Raw genomic sequence first — 20,403 nt, 5'->3', positions numbered from 1 at the left:
ACGCACCGGCGCGGCGTGCCGTCGCCCCGCACCGTCCCGGTGCGTTCCGGCAGGTCGGGCGGTACGCGCGGCGGTGGCGGCCGGTGCCGCGCGCCGGTCCCGTGGCGCGTGCCGGTCCCGTGGCGCGGGTGCCCGGGTGCGCCGGGTGCTCAGGGTCCGCCGGGTGCGCGACGCGTCAGGCGTGCCCGGGGCCGCGCAGTGCGCGGTCGAGGCCGTCCTGCGGGAGGCCGGTGAGGGCGCGGAGGAAGATCTCCTCGTAGGCGGGCTCGCCGATCGAGGCGCGGACCGTGTCCGTGTACTTCTCGTGCAGGGCCCGCAGGCCGGGCAGGCCGCGCCGGGGCTGGCCGGTGGAGCGCCAGTACGCCTCCCCGGTGCCGGAGACGTCCGCGGCGCGCTCGCCCTCGCCGGCCGCCGCGAGGGCGGTGGCCAGGACGTCGAGGCCGAGGGCGACGCCGAGGCTCGCGCCGAGGCGGCGGGTGCCTTCGAGCATGGCGCGGGCGTGCACGGAGGCGGCGGCCGGGTCGCCCTCCAGGAGGCCGGTGAGGGCGAGCTGGTACTCCAAGGCGGTGCGGGTCCAGTGCTCGTCGAGCTCCTCGCACAGGGCGCGCAGGCGGAGCGCCCGCTCCCGGGCCTCCGCGAGCCGGCCCAGGCCGGTGAGGGCGAAGACCCGCACGAGGTGGCAGCGGAGCCGGGCGGCGGAGTCGGCGGGGCCGCCGCGGGCGGCGTCGAGGACGTGGCCCACGACGACGTCGGCGGCCGTCGGGCGGCCGGTGGTGAGGGCGAGGAGTCCGGCGAGGGCGGCGGCGTCGAGGGTGAGGTCGCCGGGCCGGTCGCGGCCGGTCGCGGTCCCGGCGGGCTCGGCGTATTCGGCGTGCCGGGCCTCGCGGGCGCACCGCTCGCTGACGTCCTGGGCGGGGCCGAACTCGCCCTGGAGCACCAGGGTGACGCCGAGGGCCCACAGGGCGCGGGCCCGGACGCGGCCGCGCGCCTCGCTGAGGACCAGGGCCTGTTCGAGGCCGTCGCGGGCCTCGCGGAGGCGGCCCCGGCAGGACCAGGCGAAGGCGACGGAGCCGACCAGGTCGAGGGCCGCGTCGGGGTCGGTGCGCAGCAGCCGGTCGAGGGCGGTGCGCAGATCGGTGTGGTGGGCGTCGACGGTCCGGTACCAGCGGAGCTGGCGGGCGCCGTGCCACTCGGTCTCGGCCCGGCGGGCCAGGCCCCGGAAGTGGGCGGCGTGCCGGTCGGCGACGGTTCCGGCCTCGCCGGTGCGGTCCAGCCAGGTCGCCCCGTACTCGCGGATCGTGTCGAGCATCCGGTGGCGCCCGGCGGCGTCGGGCGGGCGGACCACGGAGGAGCGGACGAGGCCGTCGAGCGCCTCCGGCAGGGTCGCGCGGTCCAGCGGGCCGCCGCCGCACACGGCGGTCGCGGACGCGAGGTCGAAGGGGCCCCGGAAGACGGAGAGCCGGGCCCAGAGGAGGCGTTCGAGCGGGGTGCTCAGCTCGTGGCTCCAGCCGATGGCGGCGCGCAGGGTCTGGTGGCGGCCGGGCCAGACGCGCTCGGTGTGGGCGAGCAGGTCGAAGCGGGCGCCGGGCGGGGCGTCGAGGCGGGAGCCGAGCTGGTCGCGCACGGCTTCGGCGCCCTGGAGGCGGATCTGGGCGGCGGCGAGTTCGAGGGCGAGCGGGATGCCCTCCAGGCGTACGCAGATCTCCCCGGCGGGCCCGGCGGCGGGGAAGTCCTCCCCGGCGGCCCGGCGGAGCAGGGCCAGGGCGTCCGGTCCGGCGGGCGGCAGCGGGTCGAGGGCGATCGTCTCCTCCCCCGCGACGCCGAGGGGGCGGCGGCTGGTGGCCAGGACGGTGAGGCCGGGGGCGGCGGCGAGGAGTTCGGCGACGAGCCGGGCGCAGGGCTCGGCCAGGTGCTCGCAGGAGTCCAGGACGAGCAGCAGCCGGTCGTCGGCGAGGCGGCGGCAGAGGCCGGCGGCGGACGTGCCGGGGGTGTGGTCGGCGAGGTCCACGGAGTCGGCGACGAGGGCGACGAGGAGCCGCTCGCCGTCGAGCTGGCCGAGGTCGGTCCACCAGGCCCCGTCCGGGTACCGCTCGGCGGCCCGGTGTGCGGCGCGCAGCGCGAGCCGGGTCTTCCCGACTCCCCCGACGCCGGTCACGGTGACGAGGCGGTGCTCCGCCAACGCGGCGGAGACGCGCTCCAGTTCCGTGCGGCGCCCCACGAAACCGGGGTTCTCGTCCGGCAGATGTCCACGCACGGAAGCAGTGTCCCTCATCCATCCCCCGAACGGGTGAGCGCGGCGGCTTCGTTACGCACCTACGGCCACGGGCGCCCACGACCACGCGTGCCTATGCCCCGCCCTCGACGGTCACGACGACCGAGTGCCACCCCTGGGCGCCGTCGGGCATGGTCTTGGTGCGCCGCTCGGGCTGGGTGGCGCCGGTGCCGTCGGTGGCGCGGACGGTGAGGGTGTGGCGGCCGGGCGTGGCCGTCCAGGGGTACGTCCACTGGCGCCAGGTGTCGCGGGTGTCCTCGGCGGCGAGGCGCGCCTCCTGCCAGGGGCCGTCGTCGACCCGCACCTCGACCCGGCGGATGCCCCGGTGCTGGGCCCAGGCGACCCCGGCGACCATGACGGTTCCGGCGGCGGGGCGGCCGAAGGGGCGGGGGGTGTCGATGCGGGACTGGGTCTTCACGGGGGCCTCGGCGGCCCAGCCGCGCGGGACCCAGTAGGCGTCGTAGGCGTCGAAGGTGGTGAGCTCGATCGACTCGATCCACTTGCAGGCGGAGACGTAGCCGAAGAGGCCGGGGACGACCATGCGGACGGGGAAGCCGTGCTCGAAGGGGAGGGGTTCGCCGTTCATGCCGAAGGCGAGGAGGGCGTCGCGGCCGTCCATGACGTCCTCGACGGGGGTGCCGATGGTCATGCCGTCGACGGAGCGGGCCACCAGTTGGTCGGCGGGTCCGCCCTCGGAGGGCGGCCGGACCCCGGCCTCGCGCAGCAGCTCGGCGAGGGGGACGCCGAGCCAGCGGGCGTTGCCGACGTACGGGCCGCCGACCTCGTTGGAGACGCAGGCCAGGGTGATGTCCCGCTCGACCGTCCGCCGGGCCATGAGGTCCCGCAGGGTGAGGGTCAGCTCCTCGCGGACGCCCGCGCCGTGGAGGCGCAGGCGCCAGCGGTCCGCGTTCACCTTGGGGACGACGAGCGCGGTGTCGACCCGGTAGAAGTCCCGGTTGGGGGTGGTGAAGGGGCTGATGCCGGGGACGGCGAGCCGGGCCCCGGCGGGGAGGGGCGGCGCCGGGGACGCCGGCCGGGGCAGGCGCAGGGCCGCCCGGGAGGCGGCCGCGTTCTCCTCGGCGGGCGAGCCGGCGGCCCGGCCGAGGGCGGCGGCGCCGGTCGCGGCGAGGCCGGTGGTCGCGGCCACGAGGAGAAAGCTCCTGCGGTCCGCGCGGGCGGCCCGGGTCCCGGCCCCGGGCACACCCTCGCTCCCGGCATCGGGCGCGCTCCCGACCCCGCTCCCAACACCGGTCTCAATCACCGCACCCGGTCGCGGGGCGAGGAGGCGGCCCATGAGGACGTACAGGAGGAGCGCCCCCGCGGCGGCTCCGACGAGGGAGGGGACGGCGTCGACGGCGGACTCCGAGTCCGGGCGGGTGACGGCGGCGAGCGCCCCGAGGACGCCGAAGGCGCCGACCGCCGCCGAGCCGAGGACGCGGCGGCGCAGCGCGAGCAGACCGATCCCGACGGCGAGGAGCGCGAGGAGGAGCAGGATGCCGAGCTGGAGGACGGCCTTGTCGTCCTCGCCGAAGGTCCGGATCGCCCAGTCCTTGAGGACCGCCGGGGTCCGGTCGACGACGGCGCCGCCGACGGCCACGACGGGGCTCGCCTCGGGCCGCACCCGGGAGGCGACGAGGTCCGCGACGGCCAGGGAGACGTACGCGGCGACGAGGCCGCCGAGCGCGGCGAGGAGACGGTCGGTGCGGGTGGCTTCGCGGACGGGCCGGAGCGTGTCCCTGGTGGCGTTCATGCTGAGTACTTCGCCACGGATCGCCTCGCGGATGGGTGCTTTCGGGGTGTCCTCGGGGTCCCTTCACCCCGGGGAGGGACCCCGGCCCGTCAGCCGTGACGGGGCGGGCCCTGAGGGGCGTCGGGGAAGTCCCCCACCCACGGCCGCAGCTTCTCCGGGTTGCGGACCACCCAGATCCGGGCGACGCGCCCGCCGGCGACGTCGAACGCGGCCACGGTCGCGACGACGCCGTCGCGCCGGGCCACCAGGCCGGGCGCGCCGTTGACCGACCGCTCCAGGAGTTCGAGCCCGGGGGCCCTGTCGGCGATGGCGACCATGTACTGGGCGATGCGCGCACCGCCCTCGACCGGGCGCAGGACGGTGCCGACCATGCCGCCGCCGTCGGCGGTCATCACGGCGTCCGGGTCGAGGAGGCCGACGAGGGCCGGGACGTCCTTGCTCTCCCACGCCTCCTTGACGCGCCTGACCACGTCGGGCCGGCCGGTCGCCGGCACCGGGCCGGACGCGGTGTCCACCCGCCGCCGGGCGGAGGAGGCCAGTTGTTTGCAGGCGGCGGGGGTCCGGCCGAGGACGCCCGCGATCTCGGCGAACGGGTATCGGAAGACGTCGTGCAGGACGAACGCCACCCGCTCGGCGGGCGTCATCGACTCCAGGACGACGAGGAAGGCCATGGCCACCGACTCGTCCAGGACGATCCGGTCGGCGGGGTCCCCGGGGCCGTCCGGGGACCCCGCGCGGTCCCACTCGGCGCGGTCGGGCAGCGGCTCGGGGAGCCAGGCGCCGACGTAGCGTTCGCGGCGGGCCCGTGCCGAGCCGAGCAGGTCCAGGCAGATGCGGCCGGTCACCGTCGTCAGCCAGGCCCCCGGGGACAGGATCTCCTCCCGCCGGCTGCTCGACAGCCCGTACCAGCGCGCGTAGGCGTCCTGTACGGCGTCCTCGGCCTCGGTCGCCGAACCGAGCAGCCGGTAGGCGACGTTGATCAGCCGGCCCCGCTCACCGGCCGTGCCGTCCGTGCCGATTCCGGCAGTTCCCATGTTCAGGCCGCCCCCGCCCCGTCTTCCGCGGCCCCGCCTTACCTTTCGCGGGCCCGCGTCGTCGAACAGGTGAGACCTTATCGATCCACTGCCCGGGGGCGGGAAGCCCGGGGCGGAAAAGGGGACTGTGACATGGCCACCCAGGTGACGGCACACGCGGAGCGCGGCTTCTCCTTCCTGAGGACCGCGATCGTCCTGCAGACCCTGACGCTCTTCCTCCAGGCTGTCTCCGCCGGGCTGCTGCTGACCTCGTCGGCCGGGGGAACACTGCACGACGTCGGGGCCCGGGTGATGTACGGGGCGTCGATGCTGTACGTGCTCGCGGCGGTGCTGGCGTGGAAGCCGGGCGGCGGTTCGCTCCGGCCCGTGTGGCACGCGTCGGGCTTCCTCGTCCTCGCCTCGGTCCAGGTGGTGGTCGGCATCGCGCACGTCCCGGCGGTCCACGTCCCGCTGGGCGTCCTGATGTTCGGTCTGAGCGTGCTGGCCCTCGCCCGGCGCTGAGGTCCCGGGCCGCCCGCCGCGTCAGGGTTTCCCCGGGCGGTCCCCGTGCTCGCCCGGTACGGCCAGTTCCTCCACCGCGTCCGCCCCGACGACCGCGCCCGTGGACCGCTTGCCGCGCCGCAGGCGGCCTTCGAGGCGGGAGGCGAAGGCGGTGAGCGCGAAGTTGAGGAGCACGAAGATCACGGCGACGACGGTGAAGCAGGCGATCGTGTTGGCCCCGTAGTTGGCGCTCGCCGGGCGGACCGAGGCGAGGAGTTCGGAGAAGCCGAGCATCGCGCCGCCGAGCGCGGTGTCCTTGACGATGACGACGAGCTGGCTGACCAGGGCGGGCAGCATGGCGGTGACCGACTGCGGCAGGAGGACGTACGCCATGGTCTGGCCCTTGCGCATTCCGATGGCCCGGGCCGCGTCGGTCTGTCCCGCGGGCAGGGAGAGGATGCCGGCGCGGACGACCTCCGCGAGGACGGAGGCGTTGTAGAGGACGAGGCCGGTGACGACGGCGTACAGGGGGCGGGTGTCCGGGCTGATGTCGGTGAACTCGGAGTAGGCGGCGTTCGCGAAGAGCATCAGGATGAGGACGGGGATCGCCCGGAAGAACTCGACGACGGTGCCGGCCGCGCCGCGCACGGCACGGTGGTCGGAGAGGCGGGAGACGCCGAGGAGGGCGCCGAGGGGCAGGGCGATCACCATGGAGAGGGCGGCGGCGATCACGGTGTTCTTCAGGCCGGGCAGGAGGTACGTCTCCCAGACGCGGGCGTCCGTGAAGAAGGGCGCCCACTTGGACCAGGCGAGCTGGTTCTTGTCGGCGAGGCTCGCGACCACCCACCCCGCGACGGCGGCGAGCGCGACCAGGAAGAGCAGGGTCCACAGGAGGTTGCGCCGCCGGGCGAGCGGCCCGGGGACGTCGTAGAGGACGGTGGGGGTGTCCTTCCGCGGCCTTCTCCGCCCGCTCCGGGCGCTCATCGTCGCACCGCCACCTTCTTGGCCACCCAGCCGAGGAACAGGCCGGTGGGCAGGGTGAGGCAGAGGAAGCCGACGGCGAAGATCGCGGAGATCAGGATGAGCTGGGCCTCGTTCTCGATCATCTCCCGCATCAGCAGGGCGGCTTCGGCGACGCCGATGGCGGCGGCCACGGTGGTGTTCTTGGTGAGGGCGATGAGGACGTTGGCGAGGGGGCCGACGACGGAGCGGAAGGCCTGCGGGAGCACGACGAGCCGCAGGACCTGGGGGAAGTTCAGGCCGATGGCGCGGGCGGCCTCGACCTGTCCGAGGGGGACGGTGTTGATGCCGGAGCGGAGCGCCTCGCAGACGAACGCGCTGGTGTAGGCGGTGAGTCCGAGGACGGCGAGGCGGAAGTTGATGGTGGTGAACCGTTCGGCGCCCATGTCGACCCCGAGGGTCTGGAAGAGGCCGAGCGAGGTGAAGACGATGATGACGGTGAGCGGGATGTTGCGGACGACGTTGACGTAGACGGTGCCGAAGCCCCGCATGAGGGGGACGGGGCCGACCCGCATGGCGGCGAGCAGCGTCCCCCAGACCAGGGAGCCGATCGCGGAGTAGACGGTGAGCTGCACCGTCACCCAGAAGGCTCCGAGCAGGTCGTACCCCTGGAGGAAGTCGAACACGGCGGGCCGCTCACTTCACGACGACGCCGATCTTCGGTGCGGGTTCGTTCTGGTATCCGGCCGGGCCGAAGTTCTTCTTCACCGCCGCGTCCCAGGAGCCGTCGGCGACCATCTTCTCCAGGGCCGTGTTGATCCTGTCCTTGAGGTCGCTGCCCTTCTGGACGCCGATGCCGTAGTTCTCGTTGCTCATCTTGAAGCCGCCGAGCTTGAACTTGTCCTTGAACTCGCTCTGCGAGGCGTACCCGGCGAGGATCGAGTCGTCGGTGGTGACGGCGTCGATGACGCCGTTCTCCAGGCCGGTCAGGCACTCGGAGTAGCCGCCGTACTCCTGGAGCTGGGCGTCGGGGGCGAGCTTCGTCTTGACGTTCTGCGCGGAGGTGGATCCGGTGACCGAGCAGAGCTTCTTGTCGTTCAGGTCGGACGGCTGCTTGATCGAGTCGTCGTCGGCGCGGATCAGGACGTCCTGGTGGGCGAGGAGGTAGGGGCCGGCGAAGTCGACCTTCTGCGCCCGTTCGTCGTTGATCGAGTACGAGGCCGCGATGAAGTCCACGTCGCCGCGCTGGAGCAGGGTCTCGCGGTCGGCGCTCTTGGCCTCCTTCCACACGATGGTCGACGGGTCGTGGCCGAGCTCCTTGGCGACGTAGGTCGCCACGTCGACGTCGAAGCCGGTGTACGTGCCGTCGGGGGTCTTCAGGCCGACGCCGGGCTGGTCGAACTTGATGCCGACGGTGATCTCGTCCTCCCCGTGGTCGCGGGGGACGGCGGCGTTCGCGAATCCGGCGGAGGTGAGGGAGAGGACGACGGCCGCGGCGGCGGCCGTGAGGGACCTGCCGGTCCTGAGCGGGTTCATGAGGATCACCCCAGGGGGTCTTTCGGCCGGGTCTCGGCCCGGTGCTTGCTCAGTGGTGGAGGATCTTGGAGAGGAAGTCCTTGGCGCGGTCGCTGCGCGGTGCGGTGAAGAACTCCTCGGGGGTCGTCGCCTCGACGATGCTCCCGTCGGCCATGAAGACGACCCGGTGGGCGGCGGAGCGGGCGAAACCCATCTCGTGGGTGACGACCACCATCGTCATGCCGTCCCGGGCGAGTTGCCGCATGACCTCCAGGACCTCGTTGATCATCTCGGGGTCGAGCGCGGAGGTCGGCTCGTCGAAGAGCATCACCTTCGGATCCATGGCGAGGGCGCGGGCGATGGCCACGCGCTGCTGCTGGCCCCCGGAGAGCTGGGCCGGGTACTTGTCCGCCTGCGAGGCGACCCCGACCCGGTCGAGGAGTTCGCGGGCCCGTTCCTCGGCCGTCTTCCGGTCCTTCTTGCGGACCTTGATCTGTCCCAGGGTGACGTTGCCGAGGACGGTCTTGTGCGCGAAGAGGTCGAACGACTGGAAGACCATGCCGACGTCGGCCCTGAGGGCGGCCAGTTCGCGTCCCTCGGCCGGCAGGGGCCGTCCGTCGACGACGATCTCGCCCGCGTCGACGGTCTCCAGGCGGTTGACCGCCCGGCACAGCGTGGACTTCCCGGAGCCGGAGGGGCCGACGACCACGACGACCTCGCCCCGGTGGACCGTGAGGTCGACGGAGCGCAGGACGTGCAGGGTGCCGAAGTGCTTGTCGACCCCGCGCAGCACCACGAGCGCGTCACCGCCGTCCGGGCCGGGCACGGCACCCTCCTGGGTCACGCCCCCCGCCTACGGGTCACGCCCCCCGTTCCGGGTCGCACCGCCCTCACTCGCCGGGGCCCCTCCTCACGTTCATGCTCCGCCCTCCGTCCGGCCCGCGCACGCCGGGCGGGGACGGGCCGGACGGCAGGACGTACGGAGGGGCATACGGAGGGGGCGTACGGAGGGTGAGCGGGCGTTCCGGGGGCGTGACGGCGGGCGGATCCTGCGCGCGCGGCGGCTCCTTGGCCGACACTGGGGGTGGGAGTCGAGTGTCCGAGGAGGGTCCGCCATGAGCAGTACCACGCCCAAGGTCAGCACGTTGCCCCCGGAGCACCGGGAACGCCTGATGGCCTTCGCCGAGGACGTGTACTTCGAGTCCGGTCACCGCCTCTTCGAGGAGCACCAGCACGCCGACCGGTTCTGGATCGTGAAGACGGGCGCGGTGACGCTCGACGCGCGGGTGCCGGGGCGCGGGGCGCCCGTGATCGAGACGCTGCACCACGGCGAGCTGGTCGGGCTCTCGTGGATGTTCCCGCCGTACCTGTGCCAGTCGGGGGCCGAGGCGATGACGCCGGTGCGGGCGTACGAGTTCAACGCCCCGGCGGTCCGGTCGATGTGCGGCTCCGATCCGGAGTTCGGCGCCTCGGTCCTGTTCTGGCTGGGCTCGATCCTGGCGCACCGCCTCCAGGTGACCCGGGTCCGGCTCCTGGACCTGTACGCGCCGCACGGGAGCGGGATCATGGCCTGAGACCGGCCGGGCGGGGCCGCCCCGGGGCGGTGCCGGACCGGGCGGTACGGTGGGGGCGCACCGCTGATCCCTCCGTACGCGCGTTCCGTCCGTACGCGTGCTCCACCCGTACGCGCGATCCGTCCGTACGCGTTCCCGTACGCACCGGCGACCGGCTGCGAGGCCCGCATGACCGATCCGACGACGGCACGGGGAGCGATCGCCCTCGTGACCGACGAGTTCACCGAACTGCCCTTCGACGAGGGCCCCCTGACCGGTGACGGGCCGATCGGCTGGCCCGGGTACTCCGCCGCGCACGCCCGTGCCGCCGCCCGGACCGGCGAGACCGAGTCGGTGGTCTGCGGGACGGGCACGGTGGGCGGGGTCGAGGCGGTCCTGATCTCCTTCGAGTTCGGGTTCCTGGGCGGTTCCCTCGGCGAGCGGACGGGGGCGCGGGCCGTCGCGGCCCACGCCCTGGCCCGGGCGCGGCGGCTGCCCGTGGTGGTCCTGCCGGCCACCGGCGGCAGCCGGATGCACGAGGGGATGCGGGCCCTCCTCCAGCTCCAGAACCTGGCCCGCGAGTCGGAGCTGACCCGGGCCGCCGGGCTGCCGCAGATCGCGGTCCTGCGGGATCCGACGACCGGGGGCGGCTGGGCCACCCTCGGCGCGGGCTCCGACGTCGTCCTGGCCCTGCCCGGCGCCCAGGTCGCCTTCGCCGGGTCCCGGGTGCGGCCGCCGGACGCGGACCCGGCCGCGTACACCGCGGAGGCGCAGCTCGCGCACGGGCACGTGGACGCGATCGTGCCGCCGGAGGCGCTGCGCGCCGTCCTCGGGCGGTGGCTGTCCCTGCTGACCCGCCCGGCGCGGGGCCCGGTGCCGCCGCCGTACGCGCTCGGGGACCCCGGCGCGGCGCCCGCCGCGAGCGGCCGGGAGGCCGTGGCGCGGGCCCGGCACCCAGAAAGGCCCCGGGCCGGGGCGTACCTCGACGCCCACTTCATCCTGCGCGAGGAGATCTCCGGGGACCGCTGCGGCGGTGTCGACCCGGGCGTGCGGTGCGGTTTCGGGCGGCTGCCCGACGGGCGCACCGTCGCCTACGCGGCGCAGTGCGGCACCGCGACCCGTCCGGCCGGCTTCCGCACGGCCGCCCGGCTGGTGCGCCTCGCGGGTCGCCTCGGCGTCCCGGTGCTCACGCTGGTCGACACCCCGGGGGCCGCCAACGACGCGGAGGCGGAGCGCTCGGGCGCGGGCAGCGCGATCGCGGACCTGTTCGCCGCCGTCGCGAGCGCGCGCACCCCGCTGACCTCGCTGCTCGTCGGGGAGGGCGGCTCGGGCGGGGCGCTGGCGCTCGCGGCCCCGGGGAACACCTGGGTCACCCCGGACGCGTACTTCTCCGTCATCGCGCCCGAGGCGGCCGCGGCCATCTTGAAGCGCCCTCCCGGGGAGGCCGGTGAGACCGCCGACCGGCTCCGGCTGCGGCCCCTGGACCTGGTCGACCTCGGGATCGCCCGGGGTGTGGTGGGGCCCCGGCCCGTGTCGTAGGAACGTGCGCGGCGGCGCATGACCGCGAGGGGAGCGGGCAGGGGCGGTGTAGCGGGTGTCCGGGCGGACGAGCGCCGGACGACACCGTGAATGACGGAGGTGACGTCATGGTTCCCCTGCTCCTCGTCCTCCTGGTGATCCTGGTCCTCTTCGGCGCGGGCTTCGCGGTCGACGTGCTTTGGTACATCGCCATCGCCCTGCTGGTGCTGTGGGTGCTCGGCTTCTTCATGCGCAGCGGCAGCGGCCGCTGGTACCGCTGGTGAGTCCTTGGTGAGCGGAGGCGTTCTTCGTGCCGTGGCCCGGACGGTGACCGTCCGGGCCACGGCACGAAGGGACACGGCACGAGAACCGTTCAGCGGGCCGGGGCCGTCACTGGCCCAGGGCCTTCTTCAGCTCCGCCTTGTCCATCGAGGAGCGGCCGTGGACGTTGCGGCGCTTGGCCTCGGCGTAGAGCTGGTCGTACGTCGGTCCCTGCGCGCCGCTGTGCGCGTTCTTGCCGCCCCGGCGCGCGGAGGACATGTCCTGCGTGGAGCTCTTGCTGGCGGTCTTGGACTCGCCGCTCCTCGCCCGCTCCTTGTTGACCGTGCGCGCGGCGATCTCCTCGGCGCGCTTCTCGCTCTCGCCCCGGTCCAGGGCGCTGTCCTTGATGTGCTCGTACTGTCGCTCCCGCTTGGGGCTCGATCCGCGCGGCATCGTTCGCTCCTCTCGGCCGGAGACGGCTCCGTCTCCTCGCTGCACGGCTTCCCCGGGAAATCGTGCCAAACCCCTTGATACGGGGCATCCTGATTCAAGACGTTTGACCGGCGGACCCGCGCCGTCGCCCTTTTCACGGGGCCGGGGCAGGTCCCGCGCACCGTCGAAGGAGCCTCATGTCCACCCCCCGCGTTCCGTCCGTCACCCTCGGCCACGCCCCTGAGGTCGCCGGGATTCCCGGGAATCCGGGGGCGTCGATGCGCCGGACGGCCCTGGACGGACTGCCCGAGCTGACCCACCCCACCACCGTCTCCACCGACGACGCCCAACCCCTCTCCGCCGCCCTCCTCACCCGCCTGGCCGAACTCGAAGAAGGCACCCCCGAACACGCCTACGTCCGCAACACCCTCGTCGAACTCAACCTCAGCCTCGTCAAATTCGCCGCCCGCCGCTTCCGCAACCGCGCCGAACCCACCGAAGACATCATCCAGGTCGGCACCATCGGACTCATCAAAGCCATCAACCGCTTCGACCCGGACCGCGCCGTCGACTTCTCCGCCTTCGCCCTGCCCACCATCGTCGGCGAAATGAAACGCTTCTTCCGCGACACCAGCTGGGCCGTCCGCGTCCCCCGACGCCTCCAAGAACTCCGCATCGACCTCGCCAAAACCGCCGACCACCTCGAACAACACCTCGGCCGCCGCCCCACCCGCACCGAACTCGCCCACCACCTCCACCTGAGCGAGGAAGAGGTCGCGGAAGGACAGCTCGCCGCCCACGGGTACGCCACCCGCTCCCTCGACACGCCCGCGGGGGACGACGAGGAGACCTCCGGTGCGAAGCCCCGGCATCTGGCGACCGCCGAGCCCGCCTACGAGCTGATCGAGTCCCTGGCCGCGCTGCGGCCCCTGCTCGACCGGCTCGACGAGCGCGACCGGCGGATCCTGTCGCTGCGGTTCGGGGAGGAGCTCACGCAGGCCGAGATCGGCCGGCGGATCGGGCTCTCCCAGATGCAGGTCTCGCGGCTGCTCACCCGTGTCCTCGGTGAGCTCAGAGCAGCTCTGCTGGAGGACGGTCCGGAACCCGGCTGATCTCCAGCCACACCACCTTGCCCGCCGCCCCCGCACCCCTGGCCTCGTAGCCCCACGCCCCCGCCAGCCTGTCCAGCACCATCAGCCCGTGCCCGCCGGGCAGTGCGGGCGAGCGGGGTGCGCGCGGCCGGGGCGGTTCGGGGCTGGGGTCGGAGACCTCCACCCGCAGGCGTCCCCGTTCGTGCCGCAGGACGAACTCCACGGGGCCCCCGGCGTGCAGACAGGCGTTGGTGACCACCTCGGACACCAGCAGCAGGACGTCCTCGGCCCGCTCCTCCCCCGCCTCGCTCCCCGCCGGAATCCACCCCCAGTCCGCCAACGCCTCCGCCGTGAAGTCCCGGCAGCGCGACACCACCCGCCGCGCCCCGCGCAGCGGCAGCCTCCGGACCTGGACGCCGTCCGCGCCGGCGTCGCCGTCAGTCACGGCCGGCTCCGCCGTCGTGCGGCGCCGGATCGGCCAGGGCCCGGTCGGTGTCCTCGTACACCCGGAAGACGGCCCTGGCCCCGGTGATGTCGAACATCCGGTCCACCGGCGGGCGCAGCCCGGCGAGGTCCAGGTGTCCGCCGGTCTCCCGCATCCGCAGGCGGGCCTTCAGGAGGGCGTTGAGCCCCGTCGAGTCGCAGAAGCCGAGGCCCGAGCAGTCGACGACGATCCGCCGGGCCCGGGCGTGCTCCTCCACCGCCTCGCGCAGGGGCGCGACCGTGTCGTGGTCGAGCTCCCCGCCCAGTTCGAGCACCACCACCCCGTCGGCCGTCCCGGGCCGGACCCGTACGTCGAACCGGGCACGGCCGGGCGTCCGCCACGCCCCTGCGCCGCCGTCCACGTCCATGGGCTCGCCCCTCTCCTCGTCCCTCTCGGTGGCTCTTCCCTCCCCCCAGTTTCGGGCAGGTGGCGCCGGATGACCTCCCTGGAGCGCGCGGCGGGGGCCGGGGGTCCCGTCCGGGGCGTCCGCCGGCGGTCCGGCGGTTCCCTCCCGGGAGGCCCGTTTCCATGATCCCGATCGGGTGAACGGCGGGCGTGCGCCCCACCCGGGACGCCTTGGGGGCGGGACGATGCCGGGGAATCTTCCACCCCCGAGGAAAGGCCGCTCCCGTGCGCCGTGCCCTGATCGTCGTCGATGTACAGAAGGACTTCTGCGAGGGGGGCGACGTCCCCGTGAGCGGCGCGACCGAGCTGGCCGTCGCCCTCGCCGGCCTGGTCCGGGGCGCCGGTGACCGGTACGCGCACGTGGTCGCCACCCGTGACCACCACATCGACCCGGGCGGGCACTTCTCGGACGAGCCCGACTTCGAGGACTCCTTCCCGGTGCACTGCGTCGCCGGCACCGAGGGCGCCGAGTTCCATCCGGACTTCGCGGCCGCCGTCGCCTCCGGGGCCGTGGAGGAGGTCTTCCTCAAGGGCGCCCACTCCGCCTCGAAGAGCGGCTTCGAGGGCGCGACCGAGGGCGGTACGCCGCTGGGCGACTGGCTGCGCGCCCGTGGGGTGGACGGGGTCGACGTCGTCGGGATCGGTACGGACCACTGCGTGAAGGCCACCGCCTTCGGCGGGGTCCGGGAGGGCTTCGACGTGCGGGTCCTCCTCGACCACACGGTCGGCGTGGCCGCCGACACCACGGACCGCGCGCTCGACGAGCTGCGCGCGGCGGGCGTCGGGCTGAGCGGGCGGCCCGTGGTCCTGGTCTGACCGGGGCCGTACGACGGGGGCCGCCTCCGGCGGGCGGCCTTCAGATGCCGGGGCCGTAGCCCGGGTCGGGGTCCTGGCGCGGGTGCCACACGGCGGCCAGGAGCCAGAGGCCCAGGGCCACGACGGCCGCGCAGACGAGGGCCGCCGCCCACGGGCGGAGCCACCGCGTGGCCGCCGCCCAGGTCAGGGGCGGGACGACGAGCCCGGCGAAGAGGATGAGCGGCAGGTCGACGAGGATCACGCCCCAGTCCCGGGCGTGCGCCTCGAAACCGCCGTCGATGCTGTACGCGGCCCGGGGCAGCGCGAAGGCGCCCGCGACCGTGACGCCGAGGACGGCGAGCAGACAGCCGACGGCGCTCTCCATCCGGTCGCGGGACTCCTCCGAGGGGTTCTCGCTCATGCCCGGGAGGGACGCGGGGCGGCCCCGTCCGGTTCCGTACGTCCTACCGCCCCGGTTCCGGGGCGTGGCGGCGCAGCTCCCGCGCCGCGCGCTCGGTGTCGCGGGCCGTGTCGCGGTGACCGTGTCTCCGCAGGTGCCGGCCGAGCCAGGTCAGGGATTCGGCGAGCGCGGCGACGTCGTTGTTCGGGTGGATCCGGTCCAGGTGCCGCAGGTGGCGGACGGCCTCCGCCGTGGGGGCCGCCACCTCGTCGTGCCGGTCCAGGCGGGCGAGGCGGAGGGCGAGGTTGGCGAGGGCGTGGACGAGTCCGGGCAGGTGGGCGGCGGGGTCTTCGCGGTGGAGGCTCCGGTGGATCTCCAGGGACTCTTCCGTGGCGGCGAGCGCCTCGGCGTGGCGGTCGGCGTCGCAGAGCCGGACGCTCAGGTTGTTGAGCACCCGGGCCAGCTCGCCCCGGTACGCGGCCGGGTCGGCGTGGGCGAGCTGCCGGAAGAGCGCCGCGGACTCGGTCGCGGGGGCGACGGCGTCGCGGTGGCGGCCGAGCACGGCCAGCCGGCTGCCCAGGCTGTCGGCGGCGTCGGCGAGCAGGGGCCGTACGGTCTCGGGCGCGTCGACGAGATGGCGCCGGCAGAGGTGCACGGCCTCGTCGACCGCCTCCAGCGCCTCCGCGCGGCGGCCGGACCAGGCCCGTACGAAAGCGAGGTGGTGCAGCGTACGGGCGAGCGAGACGGCACCGGCGGTTCCCGTGCCGACGGCCGCCGCCCGCCCGAGGGCGAGGGCCTCGGTCAGGGGCTCGACGGCGAGCCCGGGCCGCCCGGAGTCGGCGAGGGCGAGGCCCTGGGCGTTGAGGCGGTCGATCCGCTCGAAGAGGGTGGGGCCGGCCGGGCCGGGGATCGTGGGACCGTCCTCCGGGCGGCCGGAAGCCGTCGTCCCGTCCGGGGTCCTCGTCCAGGCCGCGATTCCCTCCTCATATGTGAGGCGGTGGCCGTGGAGGGCGAACAGGTGGTCGAGGAAGGCGGTGGCGGCCGGTTCGCGGGCGGTGATCTCGGCGTGGAGGGCGGCCGCCTCGGCGAAGTACGGGCGCGCCTCGCCGGTGCGGCCGAGGCCGAGGAGCGTGCGGCCCGTCGCGAACGCGGCCACCGCGTGCCCGCCCAGGTCCCCGACCTCGCGTCCGTCCGCCGTCCCGGCCGTTTCGCGGTACGCGGCGACCGACGCGCGCAAGGGGACGAGGGCCTCCTCCTGGCGTCCCATCTCCCCCATTTTGACGCCGAGTTCCTGGAGGGCCGAGGCGAGTTCCGTCCGGCCCGTCCCGTTCGCCCGGTCGACGAGGAGGCGCCGTGTCTCCACCGCCTCCTCGATGCGGTCGAGGGCTTCGTGGTGGTGGCCCGTCTCGGCGAGCCGGCCACCGAGGACGAGGAGCGCGCCGGCCAGTTCGGCCCTGCTCCCCTCGACGCCTTCCGCGACGAGTCCGCGCCAGACCTCCACCGCTTCCCGGGCCGCCCCGAGCCCCTCCCGGTGCCGGCCGAGGGCGCCGAGGCCCAGAGCCTGCCGCTGGAGCGCGATGCCCAGGCCCGGGAGGTGCTCCCCGGAGAGCCGCCGGTACGCCTCGGCGGCCTCTCCCAGGACGTCCACCGACTCCGCCGTCCGACCCGGTTCCGTCGCGAGCAGCGAGCCGAACCGCAGGAGGGTGTAGCCGAGTCGGGGAAGGTACCGGCCGGGGTCGGCGCGTGCGGCGCGCCGGAGGGCGGCGACGGTCCGCCCCAGCTCGTCGAGCGGCGTCCCCGCCCCCGGTGTCTCCCGCTCCGCCATGACGCTCCCCCTCGTCCGTCCGTGCCGGAGGGCCATGGTCGCCCGCGTCGGTGAAATCCGCGTGAAGCCGCCTTCACCGGCCGGAGGCCGCCCCGGGGGGCGTGCGCTTCCCCGCCGTTCGCCGTCCGGGGCCCGGCGGGCGCCCCTGGGGGACGGGCCCGGTGGTTCCTCAGGACCGTGCTCGTCCCCGGAGCCGTACGCCGGCCGGGAAGCAACCGCCGCTGTCGGCCGGAGCGTTCGGCAACGGCCTGCTCAGGCCTGGGACACCTGCCCGGTCGCCGCGTTCCAGAACAGCCTCCCGTTCTGGAAGTTCTGGATCCGGCCTCCGGGTGCGTCCTGCTCGGGCGAGACGGGACCTCCGATGCCGGATCCGCCGGCGCCCATGGACTTCCAGTGCGCGTGGATGGCGCCGAAGATCTCGACCGCCCCGGTCTGCGGGGTCCAGAAGATCGAGGCCTCGGGCTTCCCCTGGAGGTGGAGCGCCTTGAAGGTGCTCATGCGACCGCTGCCGCTGCTGAACTCGTCGGTGATCGGGTAGCCGAACTGTTCGCGCCCGATCTGCAGCCAGCGGCCGTTGATGGCGCCCCACACACCGTGGGCACCCGTCTCCGGGTGCCACGAGATGACGCCGGCCGAGAAGTTCATGGAGCGACCCTGTCCGTCGAAGGTGGGGATCTCTCCGGAGACCGGCCGGCCGACCGGTGAGTTGCCGGCACCCAGCGCGATCCAGCGGTCGCGGATCGCCCCGAAGATGTCGGGCGACACGTCGAACGTCACGCGGTAGCGTCCGCCGTCGCCGTTGTACGAGAGGACCTTCGGCACCAGGTCCCCGGTGGCCCGCTGGAGTTCGGGGTGTTCGTACCGGAGCTCCTGAGTGCCGACGTGGTCGTCGTCGAGGGCGAACGGGATGGGAAGGTCCACACCGTTCAGCGCTTCGTTGATCTCCCTGACCAGCTTCGACCGCACGAGGTCGAGCGGCTCGCCGATCGACGACGCCAGCGACTTGGGGACGACGAGGCGCAGGAGATGCTGGTACTGCTCCGGCACGCCGTTGTCGTTCTCTATCACCGAGCCGACGAAGATCGCCTGATCCGGGTCGGCCAGCGGCGCCGTCCAGAACGGCTGGAAGGGCTGGCCCTTCGTGTCGCCCTCGGCGAAGCCTTCGAAGATGCCGAACCGCCAGACGTCGAACGAGGGAACGGGGATGGGAATCCCCTCGACGTTGACGTGTGCCCCGAGGTTGACCGTGCTCATCAGGACGTAGATCTCGTCGTCGCCGACCTCGTCCGTTTCCTCGTCGCAGCGGATATCACGCAGTGAAACGAATGTCATGATTCGCTCCCAACCAGTTTCGACCGGTACGAGTCGTCCAGTCACCGGCGTCCGCGATTCCGGCGGAACAGCTCTCGTGCTCCGCCGTATCGGGATCGAGCGAACATTGGACCGGAAACCGGCACTCGCGCCCTCCGTGAAGGCCCGCCGCGAACGATGGTCCGTCGTCTCCGGCATTGCTCTCGTCGAGCTGTGCCCGCGCCCGGTCAAGGGCGCGTGAAGCGGCCCGTCATCCGCGGCATGGCCGCTGTCACCGGTCTTCGCTCCGTTGTTCTTCAGCCCCCATGTCTTCGTCCCGGCCTCGTGCTCCGCCGTAGGACGCCCCTCTCTTCCACACTGCACCCGTTCGACCGACATCGCGAATCACGGGGGCCTCGGCCGCGACCGCCACGACCGCCCCCCGTTCGTCGTCGGTCCATTCGAGGAGCCGGAGGCCGGGTCCGCCGCCCGCCTTGAACAGGGCCTCGCCCCGTACCCACAGCCGGAGCAGCGCCGGGCCGGGGTCCGGCAGGGCGGCGGCCTCGCGCAGGTCGGCCTCGGGCAGGACCCGCCGCAGGACGGACGGGGGTCCCGGCCGGCGCGTCGCGGGCTCCACGTCGACGCCGACCGGGCCGGGGCCGACGGCGGCCGCGACCAGGCCGTCGGCGTGGCTCATGCTGACGCCGAGTCCGGGCCGGCCGGCGAGGTAGGGGCGCCCGTGGCCGTCGCCGTCGCACGCGGCGCAGTGCTGCTCGGGGCCGGACTCGCCGGGGGACAGTCCGGTGAACCGGGCGGCGCACAGGCGCACCAGGAGGCGCGCCGCGAGGACGTCGTCGCGGCGGGCGGGGATCCGCGTCCGGTCGAGGCGCCGCCGTTCCCACGGCGCGAGGAGCCCCTCGTGCAGCTCCGGGCGGGCCAGGACCTCGGCGGTGGTCGCCACCGCGGCGAGGACCGTACGGCCCCCGCCCGCCCACCCGTTCACCGGCGGGTGGTCATCCGGCGGCGCTGAGGAAGCGCTGCCGGACGCGGCCGAGCGTGCGGAAGTCGTCGATGGTGACCTCCTGGAGGTCGATGGAGCGGCCGGAGAGCTCCTCCAGGAGGTCGACGAACTCCAGGAAGTCCATGGAGTCGATGAGACGGGCCTCGATGAGGTCCTCGTCGGGGTCGATCGGTCCGTCGAGGCCGGGGTTCTTCTCGTGAAGCCACTCGGCGATGCGTTCCATGGGGTGGGGTCGCTCCTTACTGAACCGGTTGTGCGCTGTGCGGGGTGTGCGTGCGGGCGGGGGCCCGGCGGGTCAGGCGGCGGCCTCGCGCAGGCGGTCGAGGGCCCGCCCGGGGGTGCCGTGGGCGAGGAGCATCGCGTGGACCCAGCGCTCGACGCCGAAGGCGACGCAGGCGCTGTACGCCGGTCCTTCGGCGCCCGCGCGGATGTCCAGGCGCTCGCCGAAGAAGTTGCGGTGCCGGTTCACGGAGGCGATCGCCGTGCCGTCGGGGGCGCTGAACTCGTGCTTGACCGGGTCGAGGGCCATCAGCCGGGCCCGGGAGCCGCCCTTGTCGTAGAAGGGGTCGTCGGCGACGGCCCGGGTGAGGTCGAGACCGAGGCGTCCGGCCAGCTCCTGGACGAACGCGGTCCCCTGCTCCAGGTGTGCGAGGGCGCCCTGCTGGGTGCCGAGGTAGAGGACCTCGCGCATGTGGAAGCCCCACAGGCGCCGCAGGCCGTCGAAGTGGGTCTCGTTGCGGAAGCAGCGGCCGGTCGCGGAGAGCCGCAGGCCCTCCTCGCCGACGTCCCGGCCCTCCAGGGAGAGCAGCAGTCCGTAGCAGGTGGCGGACGGCAGCAGGTAGCCGGTCGGCCGGAGCGGGAGTCCGGCCGGGGCCTCTCCGGCCGCCAGGCCGTCGAGCGCGTCGGGCGCGAACCGTCCGGCGGAGACGCCGAGGTGGGGAAAGTTGCGGAAGAAGTCGAGGCGGGCGAGGCCCTCCACGGAGAGCAGCGGCGGTCCCACCACCTCGGGGGCGGAGAGCCGGGCGGCCAGGCCGGTGAGCAGCTCGTCCAGGCCGCGCAGCAGCGCGGTGTGGTCCGGGTCCAGGGTGATCAGGCCCGGTCCGGGGCTCCTCAGACCGCCGTCGGGCAGGACCGTGGTGCCGGGTGTGCTCATGGGGAACCGCTCCCTCTGGGGTGGGCGAAGAGTCGGGGGCGCCGGCGGGACGGGCGGACGCGCCGCGGCCCGGTCCGCGGCCGCGGACGGCCTCACGGGTGGCCTCGCGGGCGGACGGCGCCGGTCGCGGCACGGCGGAAAGTCGACTGACGAACCGTCAGGAA

At 74.3% G+C, this 20,403-nt stretch carries 22 protein-coding genes; 6 read left to right on the top strand and 16 right to left on the bottom strand.

Annotation, left to right across the window (positions count from 1 at the left end; all coding sequences use genetic code 11):
• Window positions 1–175: 175 nt before the first annotated feature.
• The 3 genes from ACIQVI_RS05260 to sigJ form a co-directional block, all read right to left on the bottom strand.
• Window positions 176–2,272, bottom strand: a complete 2,097-nt coding sequence (locus tag ACIQVI_RS05260) for an ATP-binding protein (protein WP_403591259.1) — start codon at window positions 2,270–2,272, stop codon at window positions 176–178.
• A gap of 73 nt (window positions 2,273–2,345) precedes the next feature.
• On the bottom strand, window positions 2,346–4,022 hold the full coding sequence (locus ACIQVI_RS05255; protein WP_403591256.1) for a molybdopterin-dependent oxidoreductase: 1,677 nt from the start codon (window positions 4,020–4,022) through the stop codon (window positions 2,346–2,348).
• Between the two features lie 89 nt (window positions 4,023–4,111).
• A complete protein-coding gene (sigJ, locus tag ACIQVI_RS05250) occupies window positions 4,112–5,056 on the bottom strand; it encodes an RNA polymerase sigma factor SigJ (RefSeq protein WP_403591253.1) in 945 nt (314 codons plus the stop codon).
• A gap of 132 nt (window positions 5,057–5,188) precedes the next feature.
• Between sigJ and ACIQVI_RS05245 the strand changes: the two genes are divergently transcribed.
• On the top strand, window positions 5,189–5,557 hold the full coding sequence (locus ACIQVI_RS05245; RefSeq protein WP_403591250.1) for a hypothetical protein: 369 nt from the start codon (window positions 5,189–5,191) through the stop codon (window positions 5,555–5,557).
• A 21-nt stretch (window positions 5,558–5,578) separates the two neighbouring features.
• Here the strand turns inward: ACIQVI_RS05245 and ACIQVI_RS05240 are convergent, their stop codons facing one another.
• From ACIQVI_RS05240 to ACIQVI_RS05225, 4 genes are read right to left on the bottom strand one after another with little or no spacing between them, the layout of a single operon-like run.
• Entirely contained in the window at window positions 5,579–6,520 is a 942-nt protein-coding gene (locus ACIQVI_RS05240; RefSeq protein ID WP_403591249.1) for an amino acid ABC transporter permease, read from the bottom strand.
• Window positions 6,517–7,182 carry an amino acid ABC transporter permease gene (locus ACIQVI_RS05235; protein WP_403591246.1) on the bottom strand — a complete coding sequence of 222 codons (666 nt, stop codon included), beginning with the start codon at window positions 7,180–7,182 and terminating at the stop codon, window positions 6,517–6,519. Before ACIQVI_RS05235 ends, ACIQVI_RS05240 begins: the two co-directional genes overlap by 4 nt.
• 10 nt (window positions 7,183–7,192) lie before the next feature.
• Complete coding sequence (locus ACIQVI_RS05230; protein ID WP_383412095.1) at window positions 7,193–8,041, bottom strand: glutamate ABC transporter substrate-binding protein; 849 nt, start codon at window positions 8,039–8,041, stop codon at window positions 7,193–7,195.
• A 40-nt stretch (window positions 8,042–8,081) separates the two neighbouring features.
• On the bottom strand, window positions 8,082–8,837 hold the full coding sequence (locus ACIQVI_RS05225) for an amino acid ABC transporter ATP-binding protein (protein ID WP_403592270.1): 756 nt from the start codon (window positions 8,835–8,837) through the stop codon (window positions 8,082–8,084).
• Window positions 8,838–9,126: 289 nt separating this feature from the next.
• Between ACIQVI_RS05225 and ACIQVI_RS05220 the strand changes: the two genes are divergently transcribed.
• From ACIQVI_RS05220 to ACIQVI_RS05210, 3 genes are all read left to right on the top strand, one after another.
• Window positions 9,127–9,585 carry a Crp/Fnr family transcriptional regulator gene (locus ACIQVI_RS05220; RefSeq protein WP_403591242.1) on the top strand — a complete coding sequence of 153 codons (459 nt, stop codon included), beginning with the start codon at window positions 9,127–9,129 and terminating at the stop codon, window positions 9,583–9,585.
• Between the two features lie 168 nt (window positions 9,586–9,753).
• Window positions 9,754–11,103: a carboxyl transferase domain-containing protein gene (locus ACIQVI_RS05215; protein ID WP_403591240.1), complete on the top strand. Its 1,350-nt coding sequence runs from the start codon at window positions 9,754–9,756 to the stop codon at window positions 11,101–11,103.
• A 107-nt stretch (window positions 11,104–11,210) separates the two neighbouring features.
• Window positions 11,211–11,366: a hypothetical protein gene (locus ACIQVI_RS05210; RefSeq protein WP_062760470.1), complete on the top strand. Its 156-nt coding sequence runs from the start codon at window positions 11,211–11,213 to the stop codon at window positions 11,364–11,366.
• A gap of 106 nt (window positions 11,367–11,472) precedes the next feature.
• On the opposite strand, the gene ACIQVI_RS05205 is transcribed toward ACIQVI_RS05210, so the two are convergent.
• Window positions 11,473–11,796 carry a plasmid stabilization protein gene (locus ACIQVI_RS05205; protein WP_403591238.1) on the bottom strand — a complete coding sequence of 108 codons (324 nt, stop codon included), beginning with the start codon at window positions 11,794–11,796 and terminating at the stop codon, window positions 11,473–11,475.
• Between the two features lie 176 nt (window positions 11,797–11,972).
• Here ACIQVI_RS05205 and ACIQVI_RS05200 point away from each other — a divergent pair, with 176 nt between their 5' ends.
• Complete coding sequence (locus tag ACIQVI_RS05200) at window positions 11,973–12,887, top strand: SigB/SigF/SigG family RNA polymerase sigma factor (protein WP_403591236.1); 915 nt, start codon at window positions 11,973–11,975, stop codon at window positions 12,885–12,887.
• On the opposite strand, the gene ACIQVI_RS05195 is transcribed toward ACIQVI_RS05200, so the two are convergent.
• Complete coding sequence (locus tag ACIQVI_RS05195; RefSeq protein WP_403591233.1) at window positions 12,847–13,311, bottom strand: ATP-binding protein; 465 nt, start codon at window positions 13,309–13,311, stop codon at window positions 12,847–12,849. The two genes, ACIQVI_RS05200 and ACIQVI_RS05195, sit on opposite strands and share 41 nt — an antisense overlap.
• Entirely contained in the window at window positions 13,304–13,717 is a 414-nt protein-coding gene (locus tag ACIQVI_RS05190) for an STAS domain-containing protein (RefSeq protein ID WP_403591230.1), read from the bottom strand. The genes ACIQVI_RS05195 and ACIQVI_RS05190 overlap by 8 nt, the downstream gene beginning before the upstream one ends.
• Window positions 13,718–13,980: 263 nt before the next feature.
• Between ACIQVI_RS05190 and ACIQVI_RS05185 the strand changes: the two genes are divergently transcribed.
• The gene (locus ACIQVI_RS05185; RefSeq protein ID WP_351971984.1) at window positions 13,981–14,571 is read left to right on the top strand and encodes an isochorismatase family protein; all 591 of its coding nucleotides are present in this window, start codon (window positions 13,981–13,983) and stop codon (window positions 14,569–14,571) included.
• A 40-nt stretch (window positions 14,572–14,611) separates the two neighbouring features.
• On the opposite strand, the gene ACIQVI_RS05180 is transcribed toward ACIQVI_RS05185, so the two are convergent.
• The 6 genes from ACIQVI_RS05180 to ACIQVI_RS05155 form a co-directional block, all read right to left on the bottom strand.
• Window positions 14,612–14,971 (bottom strand): hypothetical protein, encoded by a 360-nt coding sequence (locus tag ACIQVI_RS05180; RefSeq protein WP_351971985.1) that lies wholly within the window; start codon window positions 14,969–14,971, stop codon window positions 14,612–14,614.
• Window positions 14,972–15,014: 43 nt separating this feature from the next.
• Window positions 15,015–16,775: a tetratricopeptide repeat protein gene (locus ACIQVI_RS05175; RefSeq protein ID WP_403591226.1), complete on the bottom strand. Its 1,761-nt coding sequence runs from the start codon at window positions 16,773–16,775 to the stop codon at window positions 15,015–15,017.
• Between the two features lie 252 nt (window positions 16,776–17,027).
• A complete protein-coding gene (locus ACIQVI_RS05170) occupies window positions 17,028–18,107 on the bottom strand; it encodes a hypothetical protein (RefSeq protein WP_351971987.1) in 1,080 nt (359 codons plus the stop codon).
• A 250-nt stretch (window positions 18,108–18,357) separates the two neighbouring features.
• Window positions 18,358–19,068, bottom strand: a complete 711-nt coding sequence (locus ACIQVI_RS05165) for a 4'-phosphopantetheinyl transferase family protein (RefSeq protein ID WP_403591223.1) — start codon at window positions 19,066–19,068, stop codon at window positions 18,358–18,360.
• A 10-nt stretch (window positions 19,069–19,078) separates the two neighbouring features.
• The gene (locus ACIQVI_RS05160; protein ID WP_053642658.1) at window positions 19,079–19,309 is read right to left on the bottom strand and encodes an acyl carrier protein; all 231 of its coding nucleotides are present in this window, start codon (window positions 19,307–19,309) and stop codon (window positions 19,079–19,081) included.
• 72 nt (window positions 19,310–19,381) lie between these two features.
• Window positions 19,382–20,239, bottom strand: coding sequence for a hypothetical protein (locus ACIQVI_RS05155; protein ID WP_403591219.1), 858 nt, complete (start codon window positions 20,237–20,239; stop codon window positions 19,382–19,384).
• Between the last annotated feature and the right edge of the window lie 164 nt (window positions 20,240–20,403).

Source organism: Streptomyces sp. NPDC098101 (assembly GCF_044760185.1).
Classification (GTDB): domain Bacteria; phylum Actinomycetota; class Actinomycetes; order Streptomycetales; family Streptomycetaceae; genus Streptomyces.
Note: the sequence above shows the minus strand (reverse complement) of the source record. Positions and strands in the feature narration are given on the sequence as shown.